13 protein-coding genes and 1 riboswitch are annotated in these 16631 nt (G+C 74.9%); of the genes, 7 read left to right on the top strand and 6 right to left on the bottom strand.

Going from position 1 to position 16631, the window contains the following annotated elements:
• Positions 1 to 155 precede the first annotated feature (155 nt).
• Both lysA and ACFVVL_RS25560 read right to left on the bottom strand, forming a co-directional pair.
• Positions 156 to 1541 (bottom strand): diaminopimelate decarboxylase, encoded by a 1386-nt coding sequence (gene lysA / locus ACFVVL_RS25565; protein ID WP_387679004.1) that lies wholly within the window; start codon positions 1539 to 1541, stop codon positions 156 to 158.
• 242 nt (positions 1542 to 1783) lie between these two features.
• Entirely contained in the window at positions 1784 to 2782 is a 999-nt protein-coding gene (locus tag ACFVVL_RS25560) for a class I SAM-dependent methyltransferase (RefSeq protein ID WP_380287496.1), read from the bottom strand.
• A 520-nt stretch (positions 2783 to 3302) separates the two neighbouring features.
• Here ACFVVL_RS25560 and ACFVVL_RS25555 point away from each other — a divergent pair.
• Positions 3303 to 4751 (top strand): aldehyde dehydrogenase family protein, encoded by a 1449-nt coding sequence (locus tag ACFVVL_RS25555; RefSeq protein WP_380287495.1) that lies wholly within the window; start codon positions 3303 to 3305, stop codon positions 4749 to 4751.
• Positions 4752 to 4800: 49 nt separating this feature from the next.
• On the opposite strand, the gene ACFVVL_RS25550 is transcribed toward ACFVVL_RS25555, so the two are convergent.
• Entirely contained in the window at positions 4801 to 6258 is a 1458-nt protein-coding gene (locus ACFVVL_RS25550) for a glycine hydroxymethyltransferase (protein WP_380287494.1), read from the bottom strand.
• A gap of 21 nt (positions 6259 to 6279) precedes the next feature.
• Positions 6280 to 6377: riboswitch (ZMP/ZTP riboswitch) on the bottom strand.
• 317 nt (positions 6378 to 6694) lie between these two features.
• Here ACFVVL_RS25550 and ACFVVL_RS25545 point away from each other — a divergent pair.
• The 6 genes from ACFVVL_RS25545 to ACFVVL_RS25520 all read left to right on the top strand — a co-directional run bounded on the left by ACFVVL_RS25545 (position 6695) and on the right by ACFVVL_RS25520 (position 13732).
• A complete protein-coding gene (locus tag ACFVVL_RS25545; RefSeq protein ID WP_380287493.1) occupies positions 6695 to 7675 on the top strand; it encodes an ABC transporter permease in 981 nt (326 codons plus the stop codon).
• Positions 7676 to 7756: 81 nt separating this feature from the next.
• Entirely contained in the window at positions 7757 to 9508 is a 1752-nt protein-coding gene (locus ACFVVL_RS25540; RefSeq protein WP_380287492.1) for an ABC transporter substrate-binding protein, read from the top strand.
• A 100-nt stretch (positions 9509 to 9608) separates the two neighbouring features.
• Complete coding sequence (locus ACFVVL_RS25535) at positions 9609 to 10601, top strand: ABC transporter permease (RefSeq protein ID WP_380287491.1); 993 nt, start codon at positions 9609 to 9611, stop codon at positions 10599 to 10601.
• Between the two features lie 30 nt (positions 10602 to 10631).
• The gene (locus ACFVVL_RS25530; protein WP_380287490.1) at positions 10632 to 12350 is read left to right on the top strand and encodes a dipeptide ABC transporter ATP-binding protein; all 1719 of its coding nucleotides are present in this window, start codon (positions 10632 to 10634) and stop codon (positions 12348 to 12350) included.
• A 147-nt stretch (positions 12351 to 12497) separates the two neighbouring features.
• Positions 12498 to 13028, top strand: a complete 531-nt coding sequence (locus ACFVVL_RS25525) for a hypothetical protein (RefSeq protein WP_387678997.1) — start codon at positions 12498 to 12500, stop codon at positions 13026 to 13028.
• A 140-nt stretch (positions 13029 to 13168) separates the two neighbouring features.
• On the top strand, positions 13169 to 13732 hold the full coding sequence (locus tag ACFVVL_RS25520; protein WP_380287488.1) for an EF-hand domain-containing protein: 564 nt from the start codon (positions 13169 to 13171) through the stop codon (positions 13730 to 13732).
• A 7-nt stretch (positions 13733 to 13739) separates the two neighbouring features.
• Here the strand turns inward: ACFVVL_RS25520 and ACFVVL_RS25515 are convergent, their stop codons facing one another.
• From ACFVVL_RS25515 to ACFVVL_RS25505, 3 genes are all read right to left on the bottom strand, one after another.
• Positions 13740 to 15092, bottom strand: coding sequence for an MFS transporter (locus ACFVVL_RS25515; RefSeq protein ID WP_387678993.1), 1353 nt, complete (start codon positions 15090 to 15092; stop codon positions 13740 to 13742).
• 243 nt (positions 15093 to 15335) lie between these two features.
• Positions 15336 to 15809: a hypothetical protein gene (locus ACFVVL_RS25510; protein ID WP_387678990.1), complete on the bottom strand. Its 474-nt coding sequence runs from the start codon at positions 15807 to 15809 to the stop codon at positions 15336 to 15338.
• 236 nt (positions 15810 to 16045) lie between these two features.
• On the bottom strand, positions 16046 to 16621 hold the full coding sequence (locus tag ACFVVL_RS25505) for a TetR/AcrR family transcriptional regulator (RefSeq protein ID WP_380287485.1): 576 nt from the start codon (positions 16619 to 16621) through the stop codon (positions 16046 to 16048).
• Between the last annotated feature and the right edge of the window lie 10 nt (positions 16622 to 16631).

Genomic DNA, 16631 nt, shown 5'->3' with positions numbered 1-16631 from the left:
GCTCGGCGGGCCGGGTCGCTCCCTCGCTGCGGCGGGGTCCCGGGGCGGCGGGGCGGCGGGTTCCCCGGGCGGGATCCCGGGACGGGAAGGAGCGGACCGGTCCACCCGCCGGGAGCGCTCACGGCGGGTGGACCGGCCTGCTGGGGGCCGCCGGGTCAGGCGGCGGGAACGGGGACGGGAACGGGGGCGGCGGGGCCGTCGGCGTCGAGGCGGAGCAGGTCCTCCTCGGTCTCCCGGCGCACCACCACCCGGGCGTCGCCGTCCCGGACGAAGACCACGGCCGGGCGCGGCAGCTTGTTGTAGTTCGAGGCCATCGCGTACCCGTAGGCGCCGGTGACCGGGGTGGCGAGCACGTCGCCGATCCGCAGACCGGCCGGGAGGGCGGCGTCGTCGACGATGACGTCGCCGCTCTCGCAGTGCTTGCCGACCAGCCGGGCGCGCAGCGGCCGCGGCTCCTGCGGGCAGCGCGGCAGGAACGCCTCGTAGCGCGCGCCGTACAGGGCCGGGCGGAGGTTGTCGCTCATCCCGCCGTCGACGCTCACGTACGTCCGGACGCCGGTGATCCGCTTGACCGTGCCCACCTCGTAGAGGGTCATGCCGGCCCGCGCGGTGATCGAACGCCCCGGCTCGACGCCGACCTCGCCCGTCCAGCCGGCCCCGCGGACGGCCGCGCGCACCCGGTCCGCCCACACCGCGAAGGACGGCGCGCTCTGGCCCGCGAGGTACGCGACGCCGAGTCCGCCGCCCACCGTCAGCCGGGCGACCCCGCTGTCCACCGCGAACCGGGCCACGGCGGCGGCGCCGTCGGCGAGCTCGGCCGGGTCCAGGACCTGCGAGCCGACGTGGGCGTGGACGCCCTCCAGCCGGATCGCCGGCGAGGCCGCGGCCCGGCGGACGGCGGCCTCGGCGGCGCCGTCGGCGAGGCCGAAGCCGAACTTGGAGTCGTGCCCGCCGGTGCGGATCGCCTCGTGGGCGCCGGCCGCGACCCCCGGCGCCACCCGCAGCTGGACGCGGGCCGGCGGCAGGCCCTCCTCGGCGACCAGGCGCTCGATCCGGTCCAGTTCGTCGAAGCTGTCGACCACGACGTGCCGCAGGCCGGCGCTGAGGGCGGTGCGCAGTTCGGCCCCGCTCTTGTTGTTGCCGTGCAGCACGATCCGTTCCGGGGAGACCCCGGCGTGCAGGGCGGTGCGCAGTTCGCCGCCGGAGGCGACGTCCAGCAGCAGGCCCTCCTCGGCGGCGAGCCGGGCCATCGCGGTGCAGAGGAAGGCCTTCGAGGCGTAGGCGACGTTGTCCGGGCCGAAGGCGGCGACGGCCTCGCGGCAGCGGCGGCGCAGGTGCTCCTCGTCGTAGACGAAGAGCGGGGTGCCGAACCGGCGGGCGAGTTCCGTCAGCGGCACGCCGCCGACGGCCAGCCCGGCGGGGCCCGTCTCGGCGGTGAGCGGCAGCAGTCCGGCGTCGACGGGCGGCGCGGCGGCGGGCTGGGGATCGGCGGACCGGACGTCGGCGGACGACGGGGCGGCGGCGGGCGAGACAGACGACACGGATTCCTCCCGGCGGGCTGGTTCGTCTGCCATCCTCGGCCGGGTGGGAGGAGTCGGAAAAGCGCATTCTTCCGACCCTGAGCGGTACCGCTTTCGATGCTCCACCGCCGGCGCTCCCACGCCGGGCACGGCGACGCTCCCGCGCCGGGCACGGCGATGCACCGGTCGCGGGCAGCAGCACGCCGGCCGCGCACCCCCGTCGGCGGGAGGTGCGCGGCCGGCGGCCGCGGGGGCGGGAAGGGTCAGCCGCGCCGGGCGCGGCGGATGGCGGAGGTGACCACGGGCGGCAGCAGGTCGCCCACCGCGCGCTTGGCGACATTGGCGGGACGGCGGCGCTCGGCGGCCCGGGCCCGCCGCTCGGCGAGGTCGCGGACGGCCTCGTCGCGCTCGCGCTCGGCGGTGCGCAGGGCGTCCTCGGCGGCCCGGGCGCTCTCCCGGCGCTCGGCCTCGACGGAGAGCCGGGCGTGGTGGCGGGAGGGCCGGAACGGCTCGGCGCCCTCGTCGCTGCCGCTGATCCGGACCAGCCGGTGCCCGGCGAGCGTCTCGGTGGTGATGTCGCAGTGGGGCAGGGTGCCGCGGCGGGCCAGCAGGTCGAGCTGGGCGGGCCCGGGGTCGCCCCAGGTGCCGTAGAACTTGCTCTCGGTGAGCACGACGGGCCGCAGGCCGTGGTTGAACACCGCCTCCCAGGTGGCGGCGGCGACGCCCGGGGTGTGCTCCGAGCGGTAGTCGTCCAGCACCACGACGCCCTCCGGGGCGAGCGCGGTCCGGGCCACCTGGAGGTCGCCGGCGACGTGCTCATAGAGGTGCGAGGCGTCGATGTGGATGAACCGGAACGCGCCGGGCGGGATGCGGCCGCCGGCCAGCGTCGAGGTGGTGGCCTGGATGATCTCCGGCAGCCGGTCGTGGAAGGAGAGGTAGTTGGTCTCGAAGGCGGTGCGGGTCAGCGTCCTGCGGTAGGAGTTGTCCATCTCGGCGGCGTTCTCGTCGTCCGGCGCCGCGGAGTCGAAGAGGTCGCAGACCGTGAAGGTCTCGGCCGCCTGGAGGTGTGCGCCGATGACGATCGCGCTGCGGCCCAGGTAGGCGCCCATCTCCAGGAGGTCCCCGGTGAAGCCCGCCTTCTCCTGGCGGCCGAGGAACCAGTCGAAGAGGTGACGGTCCTGGTCCCAGAACCAGCCGGGAACGTCGTCGAGCACCGCCGGCTCCGCCGGCTGCTGGTCGGCACTGCGTGCGGCGTCGTTCACGGGGCGGCTCCTAAGACGGGACGAACGACCATGGGCAGGATCTCCGGGCTCGGAAGGGCGGTCCCCGGCGGTCGGCGGCCGACGGTCCTCGCCGGCACACCGGCCCGGGCGGAGTGGCGCCCGGGCGCGTGGACAGGACCCGACCTGCCGCCAACCGTGGTCCGGCACGCCCGAGTGCGCTGCAATCTACTCGCCGCCGGGCGGAGTTGGGCGGACTCGTGAAGAAGAATTCCGCCGCCCGGCCATTTGTGGGCGTACTTGACGGATCCGCAGCGAACGGCCGACGGTTCGTCCATACTGCAACCGGGCCACCCGATTTGTCATCATCAGAGGAGATGACCTTCACCCGGTCGGCGTCCGCGGGGGAGGCCGGTCCGGCACCGACCGGGCCCGGGGGCGGCCCGGTCCTTGCACCCCCGGTGCGCGCACCGTTGACTGGTCCGGGACCGGCCGTACGGAGGGCCGGCGGGGGTCGCGGGGGCCAGTGGAAGCCAGTGGAATCGGCACGAAAGGGCAGCACATGGCGGGCGAGACGGACCGGGCCGAGGGGTACGCCGAGTACACCGATCAGTACGTCGACGGCGCCTGGCGGCCCGCCCTGGACCAGGGGTCGATCCCGGTGCTCGACCCGGCGACCGAGCGCCTGCTCGCCACCGTCCCGGCCGGCGGCGCGGCGGACGTCGACGCCGCCGTCGCGGCGGCCCGCCGGGCGGCGCGCGCCTGGGGCACGACCACCGTCGCCGAGCGGCTGGTGCCGCTGACCCGGCTGCGGGACGGCCTGGCCGCGCACCAGGAGGAGATCGCCGCCACCGTCTCGGCCGAGCTGGGCGCGCCGATCGGCTTCGCCACCTCGGTGCAGGCCACCCTGCCGCTCACGGTCACCGACTCGTACCTGGAGCTGCTGGCCGGGTACCCGTTCGAGGAGCGGATCGGCCATTCGGTGGTGCACGCCGAGCCCGCCGGGGTGGTCGCGGCGATCACGCCGTGGAACTATCCGCTGCACCAGATCGCCGCCAAGGTGGTGCCCGCGCTGGGGGCCGGCTGCCCGGTGGTGCTCAAGCCCGCCGAGGACACCCCGCTGGTGGCCCGGCTGTTCGCCCGGCTGGTGGACGCGGCGGGCTTCCCCGCCGGGGTGTTCAACCTGGTGACCGGGACCGGCGCGGTGGCGGGCGCGGCGCTGGCGGCCCACCCGGGTGTGGACGTGGTCTCGTTCACCGGCTCGACGGCGGTCGGGCGGACGGTCGCCGAGACGGCCGGGCGCGGCATCAAGCGGGTGGCCCTGGAGCTGGGCGGCAAGTCCGCCAACGTGGTGCTGCCGGGCGCCGACCTGGCCCGCGCGGTGAAGGCCAACGTCGCCAACGTGTGCGCCAACTCCGGCCAGACCTGCAGTGCGTGGAGCAGGCTGCTGGTCCACCGCGACCAGTACGAGGAGGCGGTGGCGCTCGCCGCGAAGGCGGCCGACGGCTACGTCCCGGGCGATCCGGCGGACCCGGCGACCCGGATCGGGCCGGTGGTCAGCGCCCGCCAGCGCGAGCGGGTGCGCGGCTACATCGACGGCGCGCTCGCCGAGGGCGCCCGCCTGGCGGCCGGCGGCGCCGAGGCACCGGACGGCCTGACGGCCGGCTTCTACGTCCGGCCGACGGTGCTCGCCGACGTCACCCCGGACATGACGGTGGCCCAGGAGGAGGTGTTCGGGCCGGTGCTGGCGATCCTGGCGTACGACGACGAGGACCACGCCGCCGAGCTGGCCAACGGCACCGAGTACGGCCTGGCCGGCGGGGTCTGGGCGGCCGACACCGACACCGCCGCCCGCTTCGCCCGCCGCCTGGACGCCGGCCAGGTCCACCTCAACGGCGCCCGTTTCAACCCCCTGGCACCGTTCGGCGGTTACAAGAACTCGGGCCTCGGCCGCGAGCTGGGCCGCCACGGCCTGGAGGAGTTCCTGCAGTACAAGGCGCTCCAGTACTGACCGGCCGCGGGCCCGGCCGGGACGGACCCGGCCGGGCGGCGGCAGGGGGTCAGGCCAGGTCGACGCCCGGGTAGAGGGGGAAGCCGGAGAGCAGGTCGGCGGCGCGCTTGGCGACGCCCTCGGCGACCGCCGGGTCCAGGGCGTACTGGGCCTTGGAGGGCGCACCGGAGGCGGTGAGGGCCGGGGTGGTGGCGCGCAGCACGGTGTCGATGAGGGCCGCGATCTCGTCCATCTCGGCGGTGCCGAGGCCGCGGGTGGTGAGCGCCGGGGTGCCGATCCGCACGCCGGAGGTGTACCAGGCGCCGTTCGGGTCCTGCGGGACGGAGTTGCGGTTGGTGACGACGCCGGAGTCGAGCAGCGCGGCCTCGGCCTGGCGGCCGGTCAGGCCGTGGCCGGAGACGTCGGCGAGCACCAGGTGGTTGTCGGTGCCGCCGGTGACGAGCGTGCCTCCGCGGCGCAGCAGGCCCTCGGCGAGCGCCTGGGCGTTGTCGACGACCTGCCGGGCGTAGGCGCGGAACTCGGGGCGGCGGGCCTCCGCGAAGGCGACCGCCTTGGCGGCCATGACGTGCGAGAGCGGGCCGCCGAGGACCAGCGGGCAGCCGCGGTCGACGTGCTCGGCGAGTGCGGAGGTGCACAGCACCGCGCCGCCGCGCGGGCCGCGCAGCGACTTGTGGGTGGTCGTGGTGACGATGTCGGCATGCGGCACCGGGTCGAAGTCGCCGGTGAGCACCTTGCCCGCGACCAGGCCGGCGAAGTGCGCCATGTCGACCATCAGGGTGGCGCCGACCTCGTCGGCGATCTCGCGCATCCGGGCGAAGTTCACCAGCCGCGGGTACGCGGAGTAGCCGGCCACCAGGATCAGCGGGCGGAACTCGCGGGCGGTGGCGCGCAGCGCGTCGTAGTCGATCAGGCCGGTGGCCGGGTCGGTGCCGTAGCTGCGCTGCTCGAACATCTTGCCGGAGATGTTGGGGCGGAAGCCGTGGGTGAGGTGGCCGCCGGTGTCCAGGGACATGCCGAGCATGCGCTGGTTGCCCAGGTCCCGGCGCAGTTCGGCCCAGTCCTGCTCGGTGAGGTCGTTGACGTTGCGGACCTTGGCGCGCTCCAGGGCGGGGCTCTCCACCCGCTGGGAGAGGACGGCCCAGAAGGCGGTGAGGTTGGCGTCGATACCGGAGTGCGGCTGGACGTAGGCGTGGTCGGCGCCGAAGAGGGCGCGGGCGTGCTCGGCGGCGATGGTCTCGACGGTGTCGACGTTGCGGCAGCCGGCGTAGAAGCGGCGGCCGGCGGTGCCCTCGGCGTACTTGTCGCTGAGCCAGTTGCCCATGGCGAGCAGGACGGCCGGGGAGGCGTAGTTCTCGCTGGCGATGAGCTTGAGCGAGGCGCGCTGGTCGTCGATCTCCTGGCCGATGGCGGCGGCGATCCGCGGCTCGACCTCACGGACCACGTCGAGGGCGGAGCGGAAGGCGGTGTTGGCGGCGGGGGTGGCGGCCGTGTGCGGCTGCGGGGCCATGGCGGTCTCCTGGTGGGGAGGTCGGGGGGCCCAGGCGCTCGGCAACTGCGTCGTGATCCGGCACGGGGCCGCTTCCCGATGGTCGATTCCATCCGTGCGCGCCAGTCGCGGCCCGCCGGAATCGTACCAACGCCGGACGGCCTGTGGCGGACATCTCACCATACGGGACGGCAGCGGACATGACATGCACTTTGCCCGGCTATGTCCGTTCTCCTGCTACAGCAGTATTGCGGCGGAATGAAGCCGTCACAATTCCCGAAACAAAGGGTCCGAACCACTCCGCGACCACCGTCGGAATGATTTGCGAAAACCCCTTCCGGTCCGATCTGATGACGCCTGCCGGCCCTCCGGGAAACCCCCGGAAGGACCGGCCGGAAATGCACGTCGACGCACCCTCACCCACGGGGCGGCACAGAATTCGGGGAGTACGCCTCTCATGGCAGTGGTCGAACAAGTCGCAGCGCCGGACGCCCCGGCACCGCCCCCGGCACCCGCCCCGGCGGGACTGCTGCGCCGCGTCTGCCGCGACCGCACCGGGGCCGTGGCGCTCGGCGTGGTCCTCCTGTTCCTGCTGCTCGCCCTGGCGGCCCCGCTGATCGCCGCGCTGTACGGCAAGAACCCCACCGAGCACTACGGCCAGAACACGCCCGGCCTGCTCAGCGACGGCGGCCTGCCCGTCGCGCCGAACGGCGGAATCTCCGGGGAGTTCTGGTTCGGCCTGGAGCCCGGCCTCGGGCGCGACGTGTTCACCCAGCTGCTCTACGGCATCCGCACCTCGCTGCTGATCGCCTTCGTCTCGGCCGCCGTCACCACCACCCTCGGGGTGCTGGCCGGCGTCGCGGTCGGCTACCTCGGCGGGATCACCGACCGGCTCTTCGGCTTCCTGTCGAACGTCCTGCTGGCCTTCCCGACGCTGCTCCTGCTGCTCGCGCTCAGCCCGGTGGTGCAGTCCCGGCTGGTCGATCCGGGCACCGCGGAACCGGAGTGGATGCAGTTCCTGGTGCTCGTCCTGGTCTTCTCCGCGTTCGGCTGGATTCCGCTGGCGCTTTCCCTGCGCGCCACCGTCCGGTCGCTCCGGGAAAGGGATTTCGTGCAGTCCGCCCGGGCCCTCGGGGCGAGCGGATTCCACATCGTCCTGCGCGAACTCCTGCCGAACGTCCGGGCGCAGCTTCTGGTGCACGCCACCATGGCGGTGCCGGCGTTCGTCGCCTCCGAAGCGGTGCTGTCCTTCCTCGGCGTGGGCGTCAACGAGCCGGTCCCGGACTGGGGCCGGATGATCTCCCGCGGCTCCGAGGTCTTCCAGGCCGACCCGACGTACATGGTCTTCCCCGGCACCGCGCTGCTGCTCTTCGTGCTCGCCTTCAACCTGCTCGGCGACGCCGTCCGGGACGCCCTGGACCCGCGCGCCGCCCGCTGAGGCCCCGCGCCACCACCACCCTCACCGTTCCACCCGTTCACCCGACCCGCCCCGGAGCCCCGGGGCAAGGAGAGATTCGCCATGCGCTGGATCAGACCGTCCCTCGCCGTCCTCGCGACCGCCCTGCTGGCGACCTCCTGCTCGGCCGGCGCCGGCACCGGCTCCTCCGGCGCCACCGGCGCGGCCAAGGACACCTCACCGCTGACCGCCGCGCTCGGCACCGAGCAGGAGAGCGCCGGCCCGGCCCCCGCCGTCGCCGGGGCCCGCCAGGGCGGCACGGTGAACGTCTACAACGCCACCGACTTCCGCCACCTCGACCCGCAGAAGGTGTACGCGGGCGCCACCTACAACACCTCGCTGCTCTGGGGCCGCCAGCTGACCCAGTACCAGGTGGTCGACGGGAAGGCCAAGCTGGTCGGCGACCTCGCCACCGACACCGGCACCCCGAGCGACGGCGGCCGGACCTGGACGTACCGGCTGAAGGAGGGCCTGGCCTGGGAGGACGGCCAGCCGATCACCTCCCGGCAGGTGAAGTACGGCATCGAGCGCTCCTTCGGCAAGGGCTACGAGGTCGGCCCGCCGTACTGGCCGCAGTGGCTGACCGGCGAGGCCAGCTACGAGGACGCCCGCAAGAAGTACGGCGGCCCGCAGGACGGCGACCTCGCCGCGATCGAGACCCCGGACGAGCGCACCGTCGTCTTCCGCTTCCCGCAGCCGCAGGCCGACGTGCCGTACATGGCCGCGCAGTCCTCCTCCTCGCCGGTGCGCCAGGACAAGGACACCGGCACCGACTACGACCGCCAGCCCTTCGCCACCGGGCCGTACCGGATCGTCGAGCACGTCCAGAACACCCGGATGGTGCTGGAGCGCAACCCGCACTGGAAGCCGGAGACCGACCCGATCCGCAGCCAGTACCCGGAGAAGTTCGTCTTCACCTTCGGGAAGGAGGCGCTGAACATCAACCAGGAGATCCTCTCCGGGCGCGACGGCGGCGAGAACGCCACCACCGCGGCGACCGTGCTCTCCCCCGAGCTGTACCAGACCGTGGACACCGACCCGAAGGCCAAGGACCTGGTCGTCTCCGGCCGGCAGGGCGCCTTCGTCACCTATCTGATGGTCAACAACGAGCGGGTCGCCGACGTCGAGGTCCGCAAGGCCCTCAACCTCGCCTACCCGCGCCAGCAGGCCCGCCAGGTCCAGGGCGGCACCCGGGCCGGCGAGCTGGCCACCACGCTCAGCTCCCCCGCCCTGGTCGACTGGCAGAAGTACGACCTGGACCCGGCGAAGCCGGAGGGCGACCCGGAGGCCGCCAAGGCCGCGCTCGCCAAGGCCAAGCAGGCACCCGGCGCGCTCACCTACGCCTACGCCAACACGCCCAACGGGCAGCGGGTCGCCCAGGTGCTGGTCGACGGCTTCGCCCGGGCCGGCATCACGGTCGTGCCCAAGCCGGTCGACCCCAAGGCGCTGCTGGACGAGGTGCACCGCGCCGACTCCCCGTACGACCTGTGGGAGGAGACCAGCTCGGTCGACTGGCCGACGCCCTCCACCCTGATCCCGTTCTCCTTCGACGGCCGCGCCGGCAGCGACCTCAACTCCGCCCGCTACCGCAACCCCGAGGTGGACAAGGAGATCGACCGGATCAACCAGATCGGCGAGCCGCACGCCAAGGCCAAGGAGCTGTACGCCCTGGAGCAGACCGTGATGAAGGACCTGCCGGTCCTGCCGTTCACCTACCCCACGGTCAACCAGCTGCGCGGCTCCAACGTCGGCGGCGCGTTCATCCACCCGATCTACGGGACGGTCAGCCTCGCCTGGCTCTACCTGAAGTCCTGACCCGCCCGAAGTCCCCGGACGGTCCCGCCGCGCGCCTCCCACGGGGAACGCGCGCGGCGGGGCCGCCGCCCCGACGCCCCCCGAACCCGGACCGGCCACCATGCTCTCCTTCGCCCTGCGGCGGATCCTCCAGGCGCTCGCCGTCCTGGCCGCGGTCTCCGCCGCCGCCTTCGCCCTCTTCTACGCCGGCCCCGCCGACCCCGCCCGGGCCGCCTGCGGCCCGCGCTGCGACACCGGCCAGGTCGCGGCGGTCCGCACGAGCATGGGCCTGGACCAGCCGCTGCTCGCCCAGTACGCCGACTACCTGACCGGGATCGTCGCCGGCCGGGACATCCAGGACGTCGACGGCTCGACGATCCACTGCGACGCGCCCTGCCTCGGCTACTCCTACCGGCTGCACCAGCCGGTCACCGAGGCGCTGGCCGACCACCTGCCGGTCACCGTCTCGCTGGCGGCGGGCGCGCTGGCCGTGCTGGTCCTGTTCGGGCTCGGCACCGGCTTCGTCACCGCGCTGCGGCACGGCACCCGGACGGACAAGCTGCTCTCCGGCTTCACCCTGATCGGCGCGAGCGTGCAGATCTACTTCCTCGGGTACGTCGCCCAGTGGGGACTGGTCTACACCACCGGTCTGCTGCCGCTGCCCTCCTACACCCCGCCGGCCACCGACCCGGCCGCCTGGGCCGGCGGGCTGCTGCTGCCCTGGATCGTCCTCGGCTTCGTCAACTCGGCGGTGTTCGCCCGGCTGTCGCGCTCCCAGCTGCTGGAGACGATGAACGAGGAGTACGTCCGCACGGCCCGCGGCAAGGGCCTCGGGCGGCTGCGCGCCCACCTCAAGTACACCTCGCGCGGCGCGGCCGGGCCGCTGGTCCAGCTGCTCGGCCTGGAGGCGGGGGCGCTGCTCGGCGGCGCGGTGATCACCGAGACGGTGTTCGGGCTGAACGGCGTCGGCCGCTTCGCCATCGAGGCCGTCGAGGGCCAGGACCTGCCGGCCGTGGTCGGCGCCGTCCTGCTGGCCGCCTGCTTCGTCGTGCTGTTCGTCGCGCTGGCCGACCTCGTGGTGGCCTGGCTCGACCCGCGCATCCGCCTCGGCTGACCGTCCCCGTCCCGTTCTGGAGCCCTCCCCGTGACCACCTCCCCCGCCCCCGCCCCCTCCGCGGCCTCCGGGCCGGACGCCGAGCCGGTGCTCAGCGTCCGGGACCTGCGCGTCAGCTTCGCCGACCCGCGCGGCGGCGCCCCGGTCGCCGCCGTGCGCGGACTCTCCTTCGACCTCGCCCGCGGCGAGGTCCTCGGCCTGGTCGGCGAGTCCGGCTCCGGCAAGTCCGCCACCGGGCTCGCCGTGCTCGGCCTGCACGACCCGCGCACCACCACCGTCACCGGCTCGATCCGGCTGGCCGGGCAGGAGCTGGTGGGCGCCGGGGAGTCCGTGCTGCGGCGGGTGCGCGGCGGCCGGGCGGCCCTGGTCTTCCAGGACGCCCTCACCTCGCTCAGCCCCTTCCACGGCGTCGGTGCGCAGCTCGCCGAGATGTACCGGCTGCACCACCCCGGCGCGGGCCGCGCCGAGGCCCGCCGGCGGGCGGCGGCGATGCTCGACCGGGTCGGCATCCCGGCCGCCCGGGTGCGCGACTACCCGCACCAGTTCTCCGGCGGCATGCGCCAGCGCGTGATGATCGCGATGGCGCTGATGAACGACCCCGACGTGCTGATCGCCGACGAGCCGACCACCGCGCTCGACGCCCGCGTCCAGCGCCAGGTGCTGGACCTGCTGGGCGAGCTGCAGCGCGAGCACGGCACCGCCGTGCTGCTGGTCAGCCACGACCTCGGGGTGGTCGCCGGCACCACGGACCGCACGCTCGTGCTGCGCGACGGCCGGCCGGTGGAGAGCGCGCCGACCGCCGCCCTGCTGGCCGCGCCCCGCGAGCCGTACACCCGGGCCCTGGTGGGGGCCGCGCTCACCCTGGACTCCGTCCCGGGCGCGCCGCTGCCGACCGTCGACGACCCCTCGCCCGCGCCCCGGGCCGCCGTCCGCCCCGGGCCGGCCGCGGCGCCGTCCGGCCGCTGGCTGGCCGAGGTCGAGGACCTCTGCGTGCACTTCCCCGGCCGCGGCCGGCGCCTGCCGCTCCCGGGCCGCGGACGGCCCGGACCGGTCCGGGCGGTGGAGGGCGTCAGCCTGCGCATCGCGCCCGGCGAGACGCTCGGCCTGGTCGGCGAGTCCGGCTCCGGGAAGTCCACCACCTCCCGGGTGCTGGCCGGCCTCCAGCCCGCCACCGCCGGCACCGTGCGCTACGACGGCGTGGACGCCACGGCGCCCGGCCGGGCCCTGCGGCGCCGGCTCGCCAAGGAGGTCCAGCTGGTCTTCCAGGACCCGTACGCCTCGCTCAACCCGCGCCGCACCGTCGCCCAGACGCTGGACACCCCGCTGCGGCTGCACACCGCGCTGGATGCCGGGCAGCGCCGCGAGCGCTCCGCCGAGCTGCTGGAACAGGTCGGCCTGTCCGCCGCCCACCTGGACCGCTACCCGCACGAGTTCTCCGGTGGCCAGCGCCAGCGGATCGGGATCGCCCGGGCGCTCGCCCCCGAACCGCGGCTGATCATCGCCGACGAACCGGTCTCCGCCCTGGACGTCTCGGTCCAGGCCCAGGTGCTCAACCTGCTGATGGAGCTGCGCGAACGCCTCGGCGTCGCCTTCCTGTTCGTCTCGCACGACCTCGCGGTGGTCCGCCACTTCTGCGACCGCGTCGCCGTGATGCACCGCGGCCGGCTGGTGGAGTCCGCCGAGCGGGACCGGCTCTTCGCCGCCCCGCACACCGCGTACACCCGCGAACTGCTCGCCGCCGCCCGCTGAGCGGCGGGCGGGCGGGCGGCGGCGGGCGGCGGCGGGTAGCGGGCGGCGGCGGGTGGTGTCGGTCCCCCGTCCGCGCGGACGCTGCGCCTACGATCGGTCACCGACCGTGAGCACACGGCCACCCGTCCCCGGAGAAGGGGTTTTCCGATGACCACGCTCGTCCGCCGATCCGTCACCCTGGTCGCCCTCGTCGGCCGTCTCAATCCCGCGGCCCTGGACGGACTGATCCCCCACGAGGCGGGCCACGGCGTCCTGGACGGCCTGCTCGCGGCCCGCGCCGAGGGCGGCGGCGAGGCAGCCGGGCTCAACCCGCAGCCGCTGCCGCCGGTCGCCGCCGCGCTGCGGCTGTCCGTCGCCCGCACCGTCACCGCCGTGGCCAACGCCGCCATCACCGCCCGGGTCTCCGGCGGCGACGCCCGGCAGGTCCTCGCCGAGGTGGGCGACGACTGGTGCGGCACCCCGCACGGGCGGATTCCCTGGCCGCGGCACTGGCCGCTGCCCTGGCCGCCGACCGGCCCGCTGCCGATCGACGCGGGTTATGCCACCCCGGCCGTCCAGGCGCAGGCCGCGCTCGCCTTCCAGGGCTACGCCAACGGCGTCTCCGACGAACAACTCCAGGAGGTCTTCGGCGAGTTGGCCGAGCGACTGGCGGACGCGGCGCTCCAGAACGCGGGCTGAACGGCGGCCCGGGAGCCGGCCGGGTGCCACTTCGCGGCTTCGGCTGCGCACCCGGCACCCGGCGGGTTAGCGTGCTGCGTCCGACCGTTGTGACTGCTGCTGTTGTGATTGCCGGGACCGACCAGCCGGGGGATGAACGGGTGTCCGAGGAACTGCTGCTCGCCAGGATCAACCACGGGTTCGACCACCTCGACGCCGACGGGGACGGTCTGCTCACCGAGCACGACCACGTCCTGATGGGCCGTGCGGTGGCCCGCTCGCTGGGCCACACGGAGGGGTCGGCCGCCGAACAGCGGATCGTCGCCGCCTACCTGGCCATCTGGCGCGACCTGCACGTCTCCCACCTGCCGATCGGCACCACGGCGATCAGCCGCCGCCAGTTCGTCGCCTCGACCCGCGCGCTCGCCGACGACCCGGTGGCCGCCCGGACCGTCTTCGGGGCGCTCGCCGAGGCGTTCCTCGCCGTCGCCGACGTGGACGGCAGCGGCACGGTGGACGCGGGCGAGTTCTTCGTCTTCCAGCGCGGCCACTTCTCCGCGCTCTCCCGCGACGACACGGACGAGGCGTTCCACCGCCTCGACCTGGACGGCGACGGCACCCTCTCCGCCGAGGAGTTCATCTCCGGCCTCATCGAGTTCTGGACCGGCCGCACCCCCGAGGCCCCCGGTCACTGGTGGGCCGGCCGCCCGCCCTACCTCGCCTGACGCCGCCTCAGCCGACCTCGGCACCGGGGAAGTCGCGCAGGGCCCGGACCTCCCGGGTCAGCAGCGGCGGCAGCACGGAGAGCAGCGAGACGGCGGCGACCGTCCAGAGCGCCGCCCGCGGGCCCACCGCCGACCCGAGCAGGCCGCCGGCGGCCGCACCGAGCGGCAGCGCGCCCCAGATGACGAAGCGCACCGAGGCGTTCATCCGGGCCTGCAGCGCCGCCGGGGTCACCGCCTGCCGCAGACTCACCTGGACGATGTTGTAGGCGGTGCTGCCACAGGCGAGGAGCCCGGCCGCCACCGCCAGGGTGGGCACGGCCCGGCCGGGCCCGGCCGTGGCGAGCAGCAGCACGCCGAGGCCGGGCAGGCAGCGGGCGGCCAGCAGCACCCGGCCCACGCCGAACACCCCGGCCAGCCGGGCGGTGAACAGCGCGCCGAGCAGGGCGCAGGCGTTTCCCACGGTCAGCGCGAGTCCGAGCCGGCCGGGCGAGAGGCCGAGGTCCCGCAGGGCGAAGGCGGGCAGCAGCGCGCTGAGCGCGCCGCCGAACCCGGCCAGGTTGGCGAGCGCGCTGGCCAGGACGAGCGATCGCAGGGCGCGGTGGCGGAAGACGAAGCGCAGGCCCTCGGCGATCCGGGTGCGCATCGGCTCCCGGGCCGCCGGGGCCGGGACCGGCCCGGCGGGCGGGCGCGGAGGGCGGATCGCGCCGAGGAGCAGCGCGGAGACGAGGTAGCTGGCCGCGTCGGCGAGCAGGATCAGCGGGGCAGCCGCCCACTGGAGCAGCAGGCCGGACAGACCCGGTCCGGCGAGGTCGGCGGCCGAACGGGAGAACTCCAGGCGGCTGTTGGCGTCCGCCACCTGGTGCCGCCCGACGACGGCGGGCAGGAAGGCCTGGTCGGCGATGTCGAAGAAGACGGTGAACAGGCCGGTGACGAAGGCCACCGCGCAGAGCAGCGGCACGCTCAGCACGCCGAGGGCGTGGCCGAGCGGGACGACGCCCAGGGCGACCGCCCGGCCGGCGTCCGCCACGACCATCACCCGCCGCCGGTCCCACTGGTCGAGCAGCGCGCCGGCGGGCAGGCCGATCAGCAGGAACGGCAGGGTCTCGGCCGCGGACACCAGGCCGACCTGGCCGGGGGTCGCACCGACGGTGGTGAGCGCGAGGACGGGCAGCACGAAGAAGCTCAGCTGGGTGCCGAACTGGCTGACGGTGTGGGCGGACCAGAGCGCGGCGAAGTTCCGCTGCCGCCACAGGGCGGGCGGCGGCCCGGGTGACGGGGGCGTCGTGGTGGTCGTCGCCGTCCGCCCGTCCGCACCCGCCATGACGTCCACTCCCCCGGTCCGCCCCGTCGTGCCGGGCACCCGGTGGATGGTAGTCGAATGATCCCGCCGGCGCGGGCGGTTCGCGGATCCGGGCGGCGGGCGGGGCCTTCCTGCGGCACTCCCGGGACGTGCTCGCCGGGGAGGGCGACCCGGGCGGCGCGACGGTCCGCTCCGCGGCCGTGTGCGGGGCCCGCCCGTGCGCGGGCGGGCCCCGGGACGACCGGGCGGGCGGTCGGGGCGCAGCGGCCGGCGGCGCACCGTGCGACCGCGGTGGGCCGGCGGCTACCGGAACCAGCCGGTCCAGCTGCCGTTGACGTCGCGGTTGTCGAACCAGTACCGACCGTCCGTGCCCTTCCCCATCAGCTGGATGAACCCGGAGCTGTTCCACGCGTTGATGGTGACGTCTCCGCTCAGGCGGCCGCCGAGGGAGACCCAGTCGCTCATGACGCCGTACTCCTTCCAGCGGGTCCACACCGCGTGGTCCGTTCCCACGAAGAACGCCTGCCGCCCGTCGTTCCTGAAGAGGACCGATGAGATCTCCACCCCGAACCCGCCCCCGCAGAGTATCCGGCCGCCCCACAACTCGGTCGTCTCGATCGAGGTCGTCGGCTTGTCGCAGTACCGGTTGTACGTCTGCTCCACCTGCCGGATCTCGATGGCGTCGGCGGTTCCCGCCGTTCCGACGACGACGCCTGCCAGCGTGCTGAGGACCACGGCCGCCGAGGCGGCGGCCCTCCCGAGCCGGTTCGCCTTCATCACTGACCTCCGATGCGCACGGTGTCCCGGCTGCCGGACGGCAGCCGGTGCGGGGGCCGGTCGTCCGCGGTCACCCCTTCTCCCCAGCTTCACAGCGCCCTTGACGGGACGTCACTCCCGACCGGCCGGTAACGGCCGGACGCCCCGGCACCGCTGCCCCGACGGACACCCCCGGCTGCCCGGACCCCACCGCGCCACCGCCGGCCGCCGCGCGCACCCGGCCCTCGGGGTCGGCCTCAGGCCGCCGGGACGGTGCGGGCGACCAGGGTGTCGACGAGGGCCGGGAGGTTCTCCGGCCCGAGCACACCGGGAAGGGTGAGGTGCTCGACGAGCAGGCCGGTCATCGCGAGGTAGAGGACGACGACGGTCTCGCGGTCGCCGGGGAAGCCCTCGTCCAGGTGGTAGGCGATGTTGGCCTCCAGCTCCTCCCGGACGGTGGTGGTGAGCCGCGCCCGCACCTCGGGCCGGCGGGTGGCCTCCAGGCGCAGCTCCAGCATCGCGAGGTAGCCGGAGCGGTCGGCGTCGATGCGGCGCAGCAGGTCGTGCATCAGGGCGGTGACCAGGGCCCGGTCGCGGGGCGCGCGCAGCAGTGCCCCGATGACCGCCGGGTCCGGGGTGAGCCGGTGGTGGATGTGCCGGGCGGTGTGGTCGAGCAGGTCGTCCCGGTTGGCGAAGTAGTTGGACGCGGTGCCGGCCGGCACGCCCGCCCGCAGGTCCACGGCACGGAAGGTGAGTCCGCGCGCGCCCTGGTCGGCGAGGACGTCGATCGCCGCGTCGGTGAGCGCAGCACGGCGGGCGGGGTTCTGGGCCATCGCTGAAGCT

It is taken from the genome of Kitasatospora sp. NPDC058115, from assembly GCF_042884635.1.
Classification (GTDB): Bacteria; Actinomycetota; Actinomycetes; order Streptomycetales; family Streptomycetaceae; genus Kitasatospora.
This window is presented reverse-complemented; position numbering and strand designations above follow the sequence as displayed.

Coding starts and splice junctions, on each gene's coding strand:
- ACFVVL_RS25540 (WP_380287492.1), top strand. CDS start 7,757: ATGCGCTGGATCAGACCGTCCCTCGCCGTCCTCGCGACCGCCCTGCTG.
- ACFVVL_RS25505 (WP_380287485.1), bottom strand. CDS start 16,621: ATGGCCCAGAACCCCGCCCGCCGTGCTGCGCTCACCGACGCGGCGATC.
- ACFVVL_RS25525 (WP_387678997.1), top strand. CDS start 12,498: ATGACCACGCTCGTCCGCCGATCCGTCACCCTGGTCGCCCTCGTCGGC.
- ACFVVL_RS25550 (WP_380287494.1), bottom strand. CDS start 6,258: ATGGCCCCGCAGCCGCACACGGCCGCCACCCCCGCCGCCAACACCGCC.
- ACFVVL_RS25545 (WP_380287493.1), top strand. CDS start 6,695: ATGGCAGTGGTCGAACAAGTCGCAGCGCCGGACGCCCCGGCACCGCCC.
- ACFVVL_RS25510 (WP_387678990.1), bottom strand. CDS start 15,809: ATGAAGGCGAACCGGCTCGGGAGGGCCGCCGCCTCGGCGGCCGTGGTC.
- ACFVVL_RS25555 (WP_380287495.1), top strand. CDS start 3,303: ATGGCGGGCGAGACGGACCGGGCCGAGGGGTACGCCGAGTACACCGAT.
- ACFVVL_RS25535 (WP_380287491.1), top strand. CDS start 9,609: ATGCTCTCCTTCGCCCTGCGGCGGATCCTCCAGGCGCTCGCCGTCCTG.